The sequence below is a fragment of the Streptomyces sp. NPDC057136 genome, assembly GCF_042670885.1.
GTDB lineage: Bacteria > Actinomycetota > Actinomycetes > Streptomycetales > Streptomycetaceae > Streptomyces.
On record NZ_JBHUUV010000032.1, the window covers coordinates 13,099 to 27,588 of the forward strand.

15 protein-coding genes are annotated in these 14,490 nt (G+C 71.2%); 4 read left to right on the plus strand and 11 right to left on the minus strand.

Features of this window, described 5'->3' with window-relative positions; all coding sequences use genetic code 11:
- Position 1: 1 nt before the first annotated feature.
- Positions 2-919 (minus strand): SGNH/GDSL hydrolase family protein, encoded by a 918-nt coding sequence (locus tag ACFT7S_RS29545; protein ID WP_382737089.1) that lies wholly within the window; start codon positions 917-919, stop codon positions 2-4.
- A gap of 372 nt (positions 920-1,291) precedes the next feature.
- Between ACFT7S_RS29545 and ACFT7S_RS29550 the strand changes: the two genes are divergently transcribed.
- Positions 1,292-1,786: a DUF3145 domain-containing protein gene (locus ACFT7S_RS29550; protein ID WP_382737091.1), complete on the plus strand. Its 495-nt coding sequence runs from the start codon at positions 1,292-1,294 to the stop codon at positions 1,784-1,786.
- Between the two features lie 109 nt (positions 1,787-1,895).
- On the opposite strand, the gene fabF is transcribed toward ACFT7S_RS29550, so the two are convergent.
- From fabF to ACFT7S_RS29575, 5 genes are all read right to left on the minus strand, one after another.
- Positions 1,896-3,158: a beta-ketoacyl-ACP synthase II gene (gene fabF, locus ACFT7S_RS29555; RefSeq protein ID WP_382737093.1), complete on the minus strand. Its 1,263-nt coding sequence runs from the start codon at positions 3,156-3,158 to the stop codon at positions 1,896-1,898.
- A gap of 79 nt (positions 3,159-3,237) precedes the next feature.
- Positions 3,238-3,486: an acyl carrier protein gene (locus tag ACFT7S_RS29560; protein ID WP_185301100.1), complete on the minus strand. Its 249-nt coding sequence runs from the start codon at positions 3,484-3,486 to the stop codon at positions 3,238-3,240.
- 62 nt (positions 3,487-3,548) lie between these two features.
- Entirely contained in the window at positions 3,549-4,550 is a 1,002-nt protein-coding gene (locus ACFT7S_RS29565; RefSeq protein ID WP_382737095.1) for a ketoacyl-ACP synthase III, read from the minus strand.
- A gap of 13 nt (positions 4,551-4,563) precedes the next feature.
- The gene (locus ACFT7S_RS29570) at positions 4,564-5,478 is read right to left on the minus strand and encodes an ACP S-malonyltransferase (protein WP_382737097.1); all 915 of its coding nucleotides are present in this window, start codon (positions 5,476-5,478) and stop codon (positions 4,564-4,566) included.
- An 89-nt stretch (positions 5,479-5,567) separates the two neighbouring features.
- Entirely contained in the window at positions 5,568-6,767 is a 1,200-nt protein-coding gene (locus ACFT7S_RS29575; protein ID WP_382737099.1) for a PucR family transcriptional regulator, read from the minus strand.
- 93 nt (positions 6,768-6,860) lie between these two features.
- Here ACFT7S_RS29575 and ACFT7S_RS29580 point away from each other — a divergent pair, with 93 nt between their 5' ends.
- The gene (locus ACFT7S_RS29580; RefSeq protein ID WP_382737101.1) at positions 6,861-7,532 is read left to right on the plus strand and encodes a pirin family protein; all 672 of its coding nucleotides are present in this window, start codon (positions 6,861-6,863) and stop codon (positions 7,530-7,532) included.
- An 18-nt stretch (positions 7,533-7,550) separates the two neighbouring features.
- Here the strand turns inward: ACFT7S_RS29580 and ACFT7S_RS29585 are convergent, their stop codons facing one another.
- On the minus strand, positions 7,551-8,369 hold the full coding sequence (locus ACFT7S_RS29585; RefSeq protein WP_382737103.1) for a serine hydrolase domain-containing protein: 819 nt from the start codon (positions 8,367-8,369) through the stop codon (positions 7,551-7,553).
- A gap of 76 nt (positions 8,370-8,445) precedes the next feature.
- Here ACFT7S_RS29585 and ACFT7S_RS29590 point away from each other — a divergent pair, with 76 nt between their 5' ends.
- Both ACFT7S_RS29590 and ACFT7S_RS29595 read left to right on the plus strand, forming a co-directional pair.
- Complete coding sequence (locus tag ACFT7S_RS29590) at positions 8,446-8,907, plus strand: MerR family transcriptional regulator (RefSeq protein WP_382737105.1); 462 nt, start codon at positions 8,446-8,448, stop codon at positions 8,905-8,907.
- A complete protein-coding gene (locus tag ACFT7S_RS29595) occupies positions 8,907-9,920 on the plus strand; it encodes an aldo/keto reductase (RefSeq protein WP_382737107.1) in 1,014 nt (337 codons plus the stop codon). Before ACFT7S_RS29590 ends, ACFT7S_RS29595 begins: the two co-directional genes overlap by 1 nt.
- A 127-nt stretch (positions 9,921-10,047) precedes the next feature.
- On the opposite strand, the gene ACFT7S_RS29600 is transcribed toward ACFT7S_RS29595, so the two are convergent.
- From ACFT7S_RS29600 to ACFT7S_RS29615, 4 genes are all read right to left on the minus strand, one after another.
- Positions 10,048-11,256 carry an acyltransferase gene (locus ACFT7S_RS29600; protein WP_382737109.1) on the minus strand — a complete coding sequence of 403 codons (1,209 nt, stop codon included), beginning with the start codon at positions 11,254-11,256 and terminating at the stop codon, positions 10,048-10,050.
- Complete coding sequence (locus ACFT7S_RS29605) at positions 11,253-12,305, minus strand: alpha/beta hydrolase (RefSeq protein ID WP_382737227.1); 1,053 nt, start codon at positions 12,303-12,305, stop codon at positions 11,253-11,255. The genes ACFT7S_RS29600 and ACFT7S_RS29605 overlap by 4 nt, the downstream gene beginning before the upstream one ends.
- A 158-nt stretch (positions 12,306-12,463) precedes the next feature.
- A complete protein-coding gene (locus tag ACFT7S_RS29610) occupies positions 12,464-13,144 on the minus strand; it encodes a response regulator (RefSeq protein ID WP_382737111.1) in 681 nt (226 codons plus the stop codon).
- Complete coding sequence (locus ACFT7S_RS29615; RefSeq protein WP_382737113.1) at positions 13,141-14,475, minus strand: sensor histidine kinase; 1,335 nt, start codon at positions 14,473-14,475, stop codon at positions 13,141-13,143. Before ACFT7S_RS29615 ends, ACFT7S_RS29610 begins: the two co-directional genes overlap by 4 nt.
- Positions 14,476-14,490 lie beyond the last annotated feature (15 nt).

Here is a 14,490-nt window from a genome sequence, read left to right on the forward strand (position 1 = left end):
CCTACGCGGGCGGCCTGACGGCCGTGACATTGCGGTAAGCGATTTCTGCCAGCCGGGCCTGGCCGTCGCGGCCCGGGTGGAACCAGTCCCACTGGCTGAGCTGCTTCCCGGTGAACCGGTAGTCGAAGACCGCCCCGCCGTCGTACCGGCAGCGCGCGTCCTTCGCGCAGACGTCATTCAGGACCTGGTTGTACGCGATCACCCGCTTCCGTACCGTGTCCCGCCGCGTCACGGCCGCCGCGTCCATGTTGTCCGCGTCGCCCAGCATCGACCGGCAGATCCCGAGCTTCCAGATCTGCTTGCCCAGCTCATTGGTGCGCCCCGTCGACCAGAGGCGCTTCAGATCCGGCACGCTCGACACGTACACCTGCGCCTTGGGCGCGGTGGCCCGCAGCTGCCGCATCGACGCCTCGAACGAGGCCCGGAAGTCCGCCACCGGGGTCATGATCCGCGCCGAGTCCCGGCATGCGTCGTTGGCGCCGATCGTCACGGTCACCAGATCGGGCTTCTCCTTCGCCGCCAGTGCCATCTGCTCCGGCAACTGCGCTATCCGGGCGCCGGAAACGGCATGGTTCCAGCTGTGCGACGCCGCCTTCGAGGCGCCGAGCAGCCGCACCGCGAGGCTGCGCACCGCGCTGTCCGTACCGGTGGCCCAGGAGACCTCCGGGCAGTCGGCCAGCACCGAGCAGGCGTCGAAGCCACGGGTGATGGAATCCCCGACGGCGGCGAGCGAGGCCGGCGTACGGTCCCAGAGCGGCGCCGCGGCGGGGGAGGCCCGGCGCGGGCCGTCCGAAGCGCGTCCTGTCGGTCCCTCGGAGGCGCCGGAACAGCCGGCGAGCGAGAGGCCCGCGGTGAGCGAAACCGCCGCCAGCGCGGCAACAGCGGTGCGCCTGCGACGGCGTGACGAACGTTCCGGCATTCCTGGTCCCCTCCGGTCGAAGCCCCTGGTTATGCCGCTGGCCATGCCTCGGGCAAACCCCTGCGGTGCAGGTGGCGGGCCCGCGCGCCCTGCCGGGTGAAAGCTGTTCGAATCATGGGCCCGGGACCGACGGTACGTCACACGCCCGGCCCCGGCGCACGGTAGCTTTTCCCCGTCGGCCCAGTGGAGCCGTGCTCACCGCGTACATATGGGTGGCTCCGGTACGTTACATCTCATCACATACTGTCCCTTTTCAGGAGATTCACTCCCGATGCTGTTTACTGATGACAACCTCGGGAGCCGACCGGGAAGAGGCGGTACGGGTACGAGGCCGCTGGGCAAGGCGAACTTCGTCCCACACTGGAGGTCCCGGTGACGACACGTGGAGTTCTGTACGTTCACTCCGCACCGCGCGCGCTGTGCCCACATGTCGAATGGGCGGTAGCGGGTGTTCTCGGTCTGCGGGTCCAGCTGGACTGGATCAGACAGCCGGCGGCCCCCGGCACCTGGCGGTCCGAATTCTCCTGGCAGGCCAGGCCCGGCACCGCGTCGGAGCTCGCTTCGGCGCTCCGGGGCTGGGATCTGCTGCGCTTCGAGGTCACGGCCGAGCCGTCCGCGACGGCCGAGGGCGAGCGCTACAGCTCCACGCCCGGACTGGGCATCTTCCACGCGGTGACCGGTATACACGGCGACATCCTGATCCCCGAGGACCGGCTGCGGGCGGCGCTCGCGCGGTCCGTGCGCGGTGAGACGGACCTGGAGGCGGAGATCGCCAAGCTGCTGGGCAAGCCGTGGGACGACGAACTGGAGTCCTTCCGCCACGCGGGCGAGGGCGCGCCGGTGCGGTGGCTCCACCAGGTGGTGTGACCCTCTGGGGCTCCGCCCCCGGTCTGGGGCGGAGCCCCAGGTTGCAGCGCACGAGGCCCGCCTCCCCTGACCGGGGAGGCGGGCCTCGTAGCGTTCGTGCGACGCGCGATCAGGCCGAACGGAACGCCAGCACCACGTTGTGGCCACCGAACCCGAACGAGTTGTTGATCGCGGCGATCGGCCCCTCCGGCAGCGCTCGCGGCTCGTCGCGGACGACGTCCGCCTCCACCGCAACGTCGAGGTTCTCGACGTTGATGGTCGGCGGTGCCATCCGGTTGTACAGCGCCAGAACCGTGGCAACGGTCTCGATGCCGCCCGCGCCACCCAGCAGGTGACCCGTCATCGACTTCGTCGCGGAGATCGCGACATGGTCGAGGTCGTCGCCCAGGACCTTGCGAAGGGCCTTGATCTCGGCGACGTCACCCTGCGGGGTCGACGTGGCGTGCGCGTTGAGGTGCACGATCTCGGCCGGCTTGAGGTCCGTCGCGTCGAGCAGATTCTGCATCGCCGTGGCGATCCCCCGGCCCGTGGGCTCGGGCTGGGCGATGTGGTGCGAGTCCGCGGACAGACCCTGGCCCACCACCTCGCAGTAGACCCTGGCGCCACGCGCGGCAGCGTGCTCCGCGGACTCCAGGACGACGACGCCCGCGCCCTCGCCGAGGACGAAGCCGTCACGGGCCGTGTCGTACGGGCGTGAGGCCTTCTCGGGCTCGTCGTTGCTCTTGGACATCGCCATCATGTTGGCGAACGCCGCGATCGGCAGCGGGTGGATGGCCGCTTCGGTGCCACCGGCGATGACCACATCGGCACGGCCGGTGCGGATCATCTCGACGGCGTACCCGATGGCCTCGGCACCCGACGCGCAGGCGGACACCGGGGTGTGGACACCGGCCTGGGCGTTGACCTCCAGGCCGACGTTGGCCGCCGGGCCGTTGGGCATGAGCATGGGAACGGTGTGCGGGGAGACGCGGCGTACGCCCTTCTCCTTCAGCACGTCGTACTGGTCGAGCAGGGTGGTCACGCCACCGATACCGGAGGCGATGACCGAACCGAGCCGCTCGGGGCGGATCTTCTCGTCCTCACCGGCCTTGCCGGTGTAACCCGCGTCGGCCCACGCCTCACGGGCCGCGATCAGCGCGAACTGCGCCGAGCGGTCCAGCTTGCGGGCGAGCGGGCGGGGCAGGACATCGCCCGGGTCGACGGCCGCGAGGGCGGCGATCCGGACGGGCAGTTCTGCGAAGCGCTCGCCCTCGAGGGGCTTGACGCCGGAACGGCCTGCCATCAGACCTTCCCAGGTCGATGCGGTGTCGCCACCCAGCGGAGTGGTTGCGCCGATACCGGTGACGACCACGGTGCGATTGGTCGGGCTCACTGGAAAATCTTCTCCACGTGTAGAGGGTCGTGAATCAGCGGCGCCACCGCCGGGTGGCGACACACGAACCTGGGCTGGATCAGCCCTGGTTCTTCAGGATGTAGCCGGCAGCGTCGCCGACGGTCTTGAGGTTCTTGACGTCCTCGTCCGGGATCTTGACGTCGAAGCGCTCTTCGGCGGCGACGACGACCTCGACCATGGACAGCGAGTCGACGTCCAGGTCGTCGGTGAAGGACTTGTCCAGCTGGACGTCCTCGACCGGGATACCGGCGATCTCGTTGACGATCTCGGCGAGACCGGTGACGATCTCTTCCTGAGTGGCGGCCATGTGGCGCTCCTTCGGTGGTTTTCTGCGGGGTTCTGGCGTACGGACCGGAAGGTCCGGTGTGACTAGGGGAGGGTAACGACCGTCGCGGCGTAGACGAGACCCGCCCCGAAGCCGATGACGAGCGCGGTGTCGCCGCTCTTCGCCTGACCGGTCGCCAGGAGCCGCTCCATTGCGAGCGGAATCGAGGCGGCGGACGTATTGCCGGTGGTCTCCACGTCACGGGCGACCGTGACGTGCTCCGGCAGCTTCAGGGTCTTCACCATCGAGTCGATGATCCGCATGTTGGCCTGGTGCGGAATGAAGACATCCAGGTCGTCCGCAGTGATCCCGGCCGCCTCCAGCGCCTGCTGGGCGATCTTCGCCATCTCGAAGACGGCCCAGCGGAAGACCGCCTGGCCCTCCTGCGTGATGGCGGGGAACTTCTCCGGACGCTCGGCGTGGAATTCGTCCCACGGCACGGTCTGCTTGATCGTGTCGGACTTGTCGCCCTCGGAGCCCCAGACGGTCGGGCCCATGGCCGGTTCCTTCGAGGGGCCGACGACGACCGCGCCGGCGCCGTCGCCGAACAGGAAGGCCGTCGCGCGGTCTTCCAGGTCGGTGAGGTCACTCAGCCGCTCGACGCCGATGACGAGCACGTACTCCGCCGAGCCCTCGACGATCATGCCCTTGGCGAGCGTCAGGCCGTAGCCGAAGCCCGCGCAGCCGGCGGAGATGTCGAAGGCTGCGGGCTTGCCCGCGCCGATCTTGTGGGCGATCTCGGTCGCGACGGCCGGGGTCTGCTTGAAGTGCGAGACGGTGGAGACGATCACTCCGCCGATCTGCTCGGGCGTGATCCCGGCATCGGCGATCGCCTTGCCCGACGCCTCGACGGACATCGCGGACACAGTCTCCTCGTCGGATGCCCAGTGCCGGGAGGCGATGCCGGAGCGCGAACGAATCCACTCGTCGGACGAGTCGATCGTCTCGAGGATCACCTCGTTGGGCACGACACGGGTCGGGCGGTAGCCACCGACACCCATGATGCGTGCGTACGGGGCGCCCTTGCTGGGCTTGATCTTCGACATGCTCTCGGGCTCCTTAGGCGCCTGCGTGCTCAAGCATGAGCGCGCGGGCCGCGTCGAGGTCGTCGGGGGTCTTGAGCGCCAGGGTCTTCACACCGGGCAGCGCACGCTTGGCGAGACCGGTGAGGGTGCCGCCGGGGCAGACCTCGATCAGTGCCGTGACACCGAGCTGCTGGAACGTCTCCATGCACAGGTCCCAGCGGACCGGGTTGGCGACCTGGCCGACCAGCCGGGCGATGATCTCGCTGCCGGTGGCGACCGTCTTGCCGTCGGCGTTCGATACGTACGTCACGGCCGGGTCGGCGACGGTCAGGTCCACGGCGGCCACCCGCAGCTTCTCCACGGCCGGAGCCATGTGGTGCGTGTGGAACGCGCCGGCCACCTTGAGCGGCACGACACGGCGTACGCCTTCGGGCATGTCCTCGACCAGTGCGGCGATCTGCGCGGCGGTGCCCGCGGCGACGATCTGGCCGCCACCGTTGACGTTGGCCGGGGTCAGACCCAGCTTCTCCAGGTGCGGGACCGTTACGTCGGTGTCGCCGCCGAGGAGCGCGGCCATGCCGGTCTCGGTGACCGCGGCGGCCTCGGCCATGCCGAGCCCGCGGGTGCGTACGAGACGGAGCGCGGCCTCGTCGCCGATGACACCGGCGAGGGCGGCGGCGGTGATCTCACCGACGCTGTGACCGGCGACGACACCGGGCGAGGCGTCGAGTGCCGCAGCCGACAGGAGGCCCGCGGCGACGAGCAGCGGCTGAGCCACCGCCGTGTCACGGATCTCGTCCGCGTCGGCCTTCGTGCCGTAGTGGGCAAGGTCGAGCCCGATGGCGTCGGACCAGGCCGCGATGCGGTCGGTGGCACCGGGGAGGTCGAGCCAGGGAGTCAGGAAGCCGGGCGTCTGAGCGCCTTGGCCGGGAGCGACGAGTACGAGCACCCTCACACTCTCTCTTGTGGACGGTCCCGGGCACCCGTGGGGACAGGGACGAAGAACCGTCGGGGGAATTGTTGAAGTCCGACAAAAGTCTAGGACTGAGGATCTCCGGCGGCCAAGCGCCCCAGGATCAGGGCGATCCGGAGCGTGAACGCGGACCGCACATCGGACGGCGACCAGCCGGTGACGTCGGTCACACGTCGTAGCCGGTAGCGCACGGTGTTGGGGTGCACGAACAGCATCCGGGCGGCGCCTTCGAGGCTGCTCGCCTGTTCCAGATACACACTCAGCGTCTCCAGGAGGGCCGATCCCGCTTCTTCGAGCGGTCTGTAGATCTCCTCCACCAGCTGGTCCCGCGCGGCAGGGTCTCCCGCCATGGCGCGTTCCGGAAGAAGATCGTCCGAGAGTACGGGACGCGGCGCGTCCTGCCAGGCAGAACACGCCTTGAGCCCCGCTGCCGCCGCCTGTGCGGACCGGGTGGCCGCCAGCAGGTCGGGCACCACGGGCCCGGCGACGACAGGACCGGCCGCATAGGGGCCGATCAGAGCCTTGGCGACATGCAGGGGGTTGTCGCTGCCGCCCGCGATGACGACCAGCCGGTTGCCGAGCACCCCGGTGAGGACCTGGAGCTTCGCGTGCCGGGCGGCCCGGCGGATCGCCTCGACCGTCAGCTCGCTGTCGCCGTCGGGCGCGGTGCCGAGCACCACGCAGACGTGCTCGGGGGAGCTCCAGCCCAGCGCCGCGGCCCGGGACACGGCACCCTCGTCGGCCTCGCCGGACAGCACCGCGTTGACCACCAGCGATTCCAGCCGGGCGTCCCACGCGCCCCGCGCCTCCGCGGCCTGCGCGTACACCTGGGCGGTCGCGAAGGCGATCTCCCGGGCGTAGACGAGCAGTGCCTCACGAAGGACCGATTCGTCGCCGGGTGCCGCGACCTCCTCGATCGCGGTCTCCATGACCTCGATCGTCGTCCGCACCATCTCGACGGTCTGCCGCAGGGTGATCGCCCTGGTCAGCTCGCGCGGGGCCGTGCCGAACACATCGGTGGAGATGGCCTGCGGGGCCTCCGGATGCCGGAACCACTCGGTGAAGGCCGCGATACCCGCCTGGGCGACCAGGCCGATCCAGGACCGGTTCTCCGGTGGCATCGCCCGGTACCACGGCAGCGTCTCGTCCATGCGGGCGATCGCGTTCGCGGCCAGCCGGCCGGAGGACTGCTCCAGCCGCTTCAGCGTCGCGGCATGCAGATGGGCTTTGTTCGCAGCGGGCTGCTCAGGATCGGGTCGGGGCACGGACACAAGACTGCCTTATCGGGGCACCGGAACGGAGGGGCGGGGCGTCCGGGACCGCTGCGGTCACCGGCCCGGCGGGGTTAGCGTGTGCACGTGATGGACGTACGCCGCTCCGGCGACCGCTTCCGCGGCGGGGACCCGGCCCCGGGAGTATCCGCGGGCATCGAGACACTGCACGCCTTTTCCTTCGGGCGCTTCTACGACCCCGGCAATCTGCGCTTCGGGCCCGTCCTGGCCTGCAACGAGGAGCGTCTCGCCCCGGGTGCGGGCTTCGACGAGCATCCGCACAGCCACACCGAGATCGTCACCTGGGTCGTGGAGGGCGAGCTGACCCACCGCGACTCGGCGGGCCACGCCACCCTCGTCGGGGCCGGTGACCTCCAGCACCTCAGCGCGGCAGCCGGCGTCCGCCACATCGAACGCAACGACGGCGAGCACCCGCTGACGTTCCTTCAGATGTGGCTGGCGCCCCTGTCCCCGGGCGGCGAACCCTCGTACACGGTCGTCCCCGGCATCGCCGACTCCACCCCGTACGCCCTCCCAGCGGCCGGTGCCATGCTCCACGTCCGCAGGCTGGCCGAGGGGGAGCGCACCGCGGTGCCGGACGCGGTGGGGGTGTACGTGCACGTGGTGAACGGCGACGTACGGATCGGGGGCGAGGATCTGGGCCCCGGCGACTCGGCGCGGATCACGGGCTCGGAGGGCCTCGACGTACTCGCCGTCACGCCCGCCCAGCTGCTCCTCTGGGAGCTCGGCGCCGCCTGACGGCCGGGAGCCGTCCGCTCACCGCCCCGCCAGCTCCGCGAGCACCGCGTCCGTGAACGGCGGCCACACCTCGGCGGCCCACGGTCCGAAGGCCCGGTCGGTGAGCGCGACGCAGGCCGCTCCCGCCACCGGGTCGATCCACAGGAACGTACCGGACTGGCCGAAGTGCCCGAAGGTCGCCGGGGACGAGGAACCGCCCGTCCAGTGGGGCGACTTGGAGTCGCGGATCTCGAAGCCGAGCCCCCAGTCGTTGGGGTTCTGGTGGCCGTAGCCCGGCAGCACACCCTTGAGGCCGGGGTGGACGACGGTCTGTGCGTCCAGCACCGTGCGCGGGTCCAGAAGCCGGGGTGCCTGTACCTCCGCGGCGAACCGCATCAGGTCCTCTACGGTCGAGACGCCGTCCCGGGCGGGCGAGCCGTCCAGGGTGGTCGACGTCATGCCCAGCGGCTCCAGGACGGCCTGGTGCACGTACTCGGAGAACGGGATGTCCGTCGCCTTCGCGATGTGGTCCCCGAGCACCTCGAAGCCCGCGTTCGAGTAGAGCCGGCGGGTGCCGGGCGGGGCCGTCACGCGGTGCTCGTCGAAGGCGAGGCCGCTGGTGTGTGCGAGCAGGTGCCGCACGGTGGAACCCTCGGGTCCGGCCGGTTCGTCCAGCTCGACGGCCCCCTCCTCGTACGCCACCAGCGCCGCGTACGCCGCGAGGGGCTTGGTGACGGAGGCGAGCGGGAAGCGGTGTGCGACCGGACCGCGCGTACCGAGTACGGTGCCGTCCGCCCGTACGACGGCTGCCGCGACGGTGGGGGCGGGCCAGTTGTCGATCATCTCCAGGCTCTGCATGATGGTGAGCCTAGTCCGAAACACGCAGCCGATTGTGCTTGCTTCGAGTGCACTCCAAGGTTCTAGCGTGGAGGGCATGACGGTGATGGAGAGCACTTCCGAAGGGACGGCTGTCTGCGCTGCGCCCCCACGGGCGTACCCGCGACCCGAGGGTCAGGACCGCTACACGATCAGCGAGGTCGCCGCCTTCACCGGCCTCACGGCACACACCCTGCGGTGGTACGAGCGGATCGGGCTGATGTCGCACGTCGACCGTTCGCACACCGGTCAGCGCCGGTTCACCAACCGGGACCTGGACTGGCTGGGCTTCGTCGGCAAGCTCAGGCTGACCGGGATGCCGGTCGCCGACATGGTCCGGTACGCGGAGCTGCTGCGCGAGGGCGAGCACACGTTCGAGGCCCGGCAGGAGCTGCTTGAGGCGACCCGCCGCGATGTACGGACGCGGATCGCGGAGCTCCAGGACACTCTTGCCGTACTCGACTTCAAGATCGAATTCTATGCAAGCGCCCGACGGGCGCCGGAAAGGCCAGGTGTCTGATGTCTGACAACAAGATCGCCACGGTGCGGCTCGGCAGTGACGGTCCTCGGATCGGCGTGCAGGGACTCGGCTGCATGGGCATGAGCGAGTTCTACGGCGACACCGACGAGGCCGCTGCCCGCGACACCCTGGAAGCGGCGCTGGAGGCGGGCGTCACCCTCTTCGACACCGCCGACGTCTACGGGCGCGGCGCCAACGAGGAGTTCCTCGCGCCCTTCGTCGGGGCGCACCGTGATCAGATCACGGTGGCCACCAAGTTCGCCATAGAGCGGACCGACGACCCGCACTACCGCGGTATCCGCAACGACCCGGCCTACATTCAGCAGGCCGTCGAGGCCAGCCTGCGCAGGCTGAACACCGAGGTCATCGACCTGTACTACATGCACAGGCGGGACCCCATCGTGCCGCTGGCCGAGTCGGTCGGCGCCATGGCCGAACTGGTCCAGCAGGGCAAGGTCAAGCAGCTCGGGCTGAGCGAGGTGACCGGCGCCGAACTCCGCGAGGCACACTCCGTGCACCCGATCGCCGCCCTCCAGTCGGAGTGGTCGCTGTTCAGCCGGGACGTGGAGCACAGCGCGGTGGGTGCCGCGGTCGAGCTCGGGGTGACGTTCGTGCCGTACTCGCCGCTCGGCCGTGGCTTCCTGACCGGGGCGTTCGCGGACGCGGGCAAGGAGCTGGCGGCGAACGACTTCCGGAAGTTCCAGCCGCGCTTCACCGGCGAGAACGCGAAGACGAACGCGGCCCTTCTGGAGCCCGTGCACAAGATCGCCGCGGCGCACGGGGCGACGGCCGCGCAGGTGGCCCTCGCCTGGGTGCAGCAGCGCGCGGAGGTGTACGGGCTGGCCGTGGTGCCGATCCCGGGGACCCGTAAGCGGAGCCGCCTGCTGGAGAACGTGGGCGCGACGCGGCTGACGCTGACGGGGGAGGAGCTGGCTCTGCTGGAGCCGATCGCCGGGCAGGTGGCGGGGGACCGCTACCCGGACATGAGCAGCACGTCGGCGGCGCGAGAGTAGGGGGCTGCGGCTCGCTCGTCCTCAAGCCGGACGGGCTGTCCTCAATTGCCGGACGGGCTTGGTGGGTCGGCCACATCAAGCCCGTCCGGCGATTGAGGACCGGGGTGCCCCCGGACCTGCCGGCGCCTCACGCGAGCCGCAGTGCGAAGACCGCGAACCCCGCCGCAAGCGCCCCCGCCACCGCCCGGTGGACATGCGCGGCACGCGTGCCCGTCTGCCACGGCGCCTCGAACCGTCGCGCGTACCGCGCGATCAGCACCAGCAGCCCCGCGAATACCGGCATCCACGCCAGCCGGGCCAGAATCCAGCCCAGCGTGTCCGGACCGGTCGTCAGCCCCGGCAGCGCACCGGCGAACGAGGCCGGTACGGCCGCGGCCAGCATCGCCGTCTGGTGCCAGCACAGGATCGTCATCGCGGAGAGGTTGATGACGACGACCGGCGCCCACACCAGCGGCCTGCGCAGGAACCGGGCGATCCGGTCCCGAAGGAGGATCGCCGCCCCGCTCTGTGCCGCCGCCAGCGCGAGGACCAGCAGGGACGGCGGATGCGAGTTGGTGCGCGCCTCGCCCGGTACGCCGACCATGGAGGCCGGGTAGTGGAAGGCGAACAGCAGCACGGCGAACAGGACGCCTCCGCCGACGAGCAGCAGCCGGGCGCCGCGCTTCCCGATCCGCCCCTCACCCCAGGACACCCCGAGCTGATACGCGAAGAGCCAGCCCGGCACGATGTTCAGCAGGCTCAGCCAGGACGGCACGGCGTCCGCGTACGGCCCGTACCGCAGGAAGTCCACGACGGCGACCGAGGCGAGCAGCGGTGCCGCGGCCCAGCCGCCGAGCTTCTTCGCCAGGCGTACGCAGTACGGGGTGAGGGCCGTGACCACGGTGTACACCCCGACGAACCAGAGCGGCTGGATCACCAGCGTCGACGCCGTGTGCAGGGTGTCGCCGGGTACCCCGAGCGCGTACAGCACGGGGATCATCGCCGCCCAGACGGCGGTCACCCCGAACACCGGCCGGCTCAGTCGGACCAGTCGGCCGCGCAGCCAGGCGCCGGTCGTGGACTTCCGGCGGCGGTACGAGAGCACGGAGGCGTATCCGCCCACCAGGAAGAAGATGCCGAGCATCTGGAGCACCCAGCTCAGCGGGGCGAAGAAACCGAACGCGGCGAGCGGGCTCGCGTTGTGCAGGGCGCCCCCGCTGTCGAGCGTGAAGCCACCGAGCAGCCAGTGCCCGGCCGGGACGGCCAGCAGGGCCAGGGCGCGCAGGCCGTCGATCGCGCGGTCGCGGTGGGAGGGGGTACGGGCGTCGATCCGCGCCGCGAGCTGCTTGACGCTCATCGGGCCACCCCTTCGGTGAGGGAGGCGATGGCGGCGAACGAGCGGAGCGAGTCCGTCCCCGGCGCGAAGTAACCGGTGTGCCCCTGGGCGCCCTTCGTGGGTACGGGGCGGGCGCCGAACTCCGGATCGGTGGGGTCGGTGCCGTGCCCCAGACCGGCGACCTCGACGTTCGGTACGTCGTCGATCCAGTCGGTGGCGTCCTTGGCGGCCCAGACCCGGGCGCCGGTGTGCAGCTCGCCGACGGAGTCGGCACGCATACCGGGGGAGCCGAGGACGACCAGATCCGTGGCCCGGAGCCGGGGCGCGGCCAGGCCGCACACCACGGAGCCGTAGCTGTGGCAGAACACGGCAGGCGCGGGCAGGGAGTCGGCGGCGAGTCCGTCGGCGAAACGGGTCAGCCGCCCGGCCCCGGCCTCCGCGAGCCTGCCGCTCGCGGCGTCGATGCCCACACCGACGGGGGTGGTGTATCCGGCCCAGGCGATCACCGCGCTGCCCGGCCCGGTCTCGGCGTACAGCGACTTCGCCATGCCCGACGGAGTGCCGTACACATCGTGCGTACGGTCGAAGGTCCCCGCGTCGATGTCCGAGCCCGGCACCACCACGGACACCCGCCGCGCCGACCTCAAGTCACCGAAGACCTCGGCCACTTGGCCTCGGCCCCGGGGGTCGAAGGCGAGGATCTGCCGGTCGTCGCCCTGGAGGTGGGTGTACCGGGGGTCGTGACCGGCCTTCAGGGCAAGGGCGTTGGCCCGGTAGCGCAGCTCCACGGGTGCCCCGTCGAGGTTGCCGACCACCAACGGGTGCCGGTTCACCAGCTTCTGCCGCTCGGCGCCGGTCAGCCCCCGGAAGAACCGCCCGACTTCGGCGGGCGTCGCCTCGGCCGGATCGGGCAGCTTCCGCCCCAGGACACCGTCCGCACTCCAGGCGGCGCTTCCCGGCGGCGGCCCGGTCAGGGCGTGCTGGGCGTCCCCCGACACCCAGCCCGCGCTCCCGGCCACCACGGTGGTCGCCAGTGCGACCGCGACCAGGGTCCTCGCGTAACGGCGCATCTCGCCCTCCCCCTCCGGCTGGTGCACGCCGTTCGGCGTGACGGAGAGGAAGGTAGGAAGAGGGTGGGTGCGAGGGCGTCACACCACGGAGCCAAGTGCGAAGTGATACCGGGGTAGGGGGTGTACGGGGTACGGGGTGTACGGGGTACGGGGGCGGGTCAGCTCCCCGGAGCCACCAGCCCCGACTCGTACGCGAAGATCACGGCCTGCGCCCGGTCCCGCAGATCCAGCTTGGCCAGCACCCGCCCGATGTGCGTCTTCACCGTCTGCTCGGCCAGCACCAGCCGCTTCGCGATCTCCTGGTTGGACAGCCCCCGGGCGATCAGCTCCAGCACCTCCGTCTCACGCGGTGTGAGCCCGTTCAGCCGGAGCGCGGGGCCGCTGCGGGCGGTACCGGACGGCCGCTGCGCCGCGAAGTCCGCGATCAGCCGCCGGGTCACCGACGGGGCCAGCAGCGCGTCCCCCGCCGCCACCACCCGTACCGCCGCGATCAGGTCGGCGGGCGGTGCGTCCTTCAGCAGGAAGCCGGACGCGCCGGCGCGCAGCGCCTCGTACACGTAGTCGTCCACGTCGAAGGTGGTGAGCATCAGCACCTTCGGCCGGTGGATCACGCCCACGGGCGGGTTCAGCAGCTCGCGGGCCGCCGCCAGCCCGTCCATCTCGGGCATCCGGACATCCATCAGCACCACATCGGGATGCTGATGGCGGCTGACCTCGATCGCCTGCCGCCCGTCCGGTGCCTCGCCCACCACATCGATGTCGCTCTGCGCCGCCAGCAGCGCCGCGAACCCCGCGCGCACCATGGCCTGGTCGTCGACGATGATCACGCGGATGGTCACGAGTCCTCCGAGGTCGGGGGCGCGTCCAGGGGGAGCCGTGCGGCCACCCGGAACCCGCCGTCCGGCAGCGGACCGGTGTCCAGCGTGCCGCCGGTCAACCGTACGCGCTCACGCATACCGACCAGCCCGTGTCCCGTCCCGCTCGTCTCCAGCGGCGAACCGGGCCGTTCGGCCCGGTCGTTGACGACCACCACCGTCAGATGACCGTCCCCCGAGGTGACCGACACCCGGGTCCGCGCCCCCGGCGCATGCCGGACCACGTTCGCCAGCGCCTCCTGCACGATGCGGTACGCCGAAAGCTCCACCGCCTGCGGTACGTCCCCGCGCCCGGCCGCCTCCATCACCTCCGTGGCCAGCGACAGTTCGGCGGGCAGCCCCGCCCGTACCGTCGCCTCCACCAGCGTCTGCACCTGCCCGATCCCGGGCTGCGGTGCCCGCTCGCCCTCCGTACCGTCGCTGCGCAGCACCGAGAGCAGCCGCCGCATCTCGGTCAGCGACTCCCGGGCACTCGCCGCGATGGAACCGAACTCCTCGCGCGCCTCCTCGGAGAGCCCGCTGATCCGGTACGGGGCGGAGTCCGCCTGGACCGTGATCACCGACATATGGTGCGCGACCACGTCGTGCAGCTCGCGGGCGATCCGGGTCCGCTCCTCCAGGAGCGTGCGCTGCGCCCGCTCGGCCTCGCTGATGGTCTCCTGCTCGACGAGCCGCCGCTGGGCCTCGCCCCGTTCCCGTACGGCTGCCCCGATCACCAGCACCACCGCACCGAGGATGAACAGGAGGAGCGCGCTGCCGTTGCTGCGCTCGGGATCGACCAGGTGCAGGGCCAGCCCCGCGGCGCCGGTCGCCAGCCACACGCTGATCACGGTCCTGCGGGTCTCGCGCAGGCCCAGCGCCAGCAGGACGAAGAGGTAGCCGACGATGACCGGCGGGGTCCACGGCCAGATGTCGTACTTCTCGACCGGTTCGGCCAGCAGGATCAGGGCGCCCACGATGTCGGCCGGGAAGATGATCCACCAGGCCTGCAGAGGCCGGTGCGCCAGCATCAGCAGCGGCGCGGCCTGCGCGACGGCGAGCGCACCCGCCACCCCGCCGCCCACCCCGTACTGCGAGGTCAGGACGGCGATCGTAACGGGGACGAAGGTGGCCGCCAGGGCGATGACGACACCGTACGGAAGCAGCCGCTGCCACAGTTTCGGGGCGTCGGCGAAGAGCGGGGTGGGCGGATGGGACGCGTGGGACAGCCCGTGGGCGAGCTCGCGCAGATTGCGGCGGGCGGCGCTCAGCAGGCCGTCGGCGGGCGGCGGCGGCCCGGCGGGTGAAGTGGACATGGCCCGCCCACCCTA

Bases quoted from the DNA above. Each gene is read 5' to 3' on its own strand.
- ACFT7S_RS29560 (WP_185301100.1), bottom strand. From the start codon at position 3,486: ATGGCCGCCACTCAGGAAGAGATCGTCACCGGTCTCGCCGAGATCGTC.
- ACFT7S_RS29600 (WP_382737109.1), bottom strand. From the start codon at position 11,256: ATGAGCGTCAAGCAGCTCGCGGCGCGGATCGACGCCCGTACCCCCTCC.
- ACFT7S_RS29615 (WP_382737113.1), bottom strand. From the start codon at position 14,475: ATGTCCACTTCACCCGCCGGGCCGCCGCCGCCCGCCGACGGCCTGCTG.
- ACFT7S_RS29545 (WP_382737089.1), bottom strand. From the start codon at position 919: ATGCCGGAACGTTCGTCACGCCGTCGCAGGCGCACCGCTGTTGCCGCG.
- ACFT7S_RS29585 (WP_382737103.1), bottom strand. From the start codon at position 8,369: ATGCAGAGCCTGGAGATGATCGACAACTGGCCCGCCCCCACCGTCGCG.
- ACFT7S_RS29565 (WP_382737095.1), bottom strand. From the start codon at position 4,550: ATGTCGAAGATCAAGCCCAGCAAGGGCGCCCCGTACGCACGCATCATG.
- ACFT7S_RS29595 (WP_382737107.1), top strand. From the start codon at position 8,907: ATGTCTGACAACAAGATCGCCACGGTGCGGCTCGGCAGTGACGGTCCT.
- ACFT7S_RS29605 (WP_382737227.1), bottom strand. From the start codon at position 12,305: ATGCGCCGTTACGCGAGGACCCTGGTCGCGGTCGCACTGGCGACCACC.
- ACFT7S_RS29590 (WP_382737105.1), top strand. From the start codon at position 8,446: ATGACGGTGATGGAGAGCACTTCCGAAGGGACGGCTGTCTGCGCTGCG.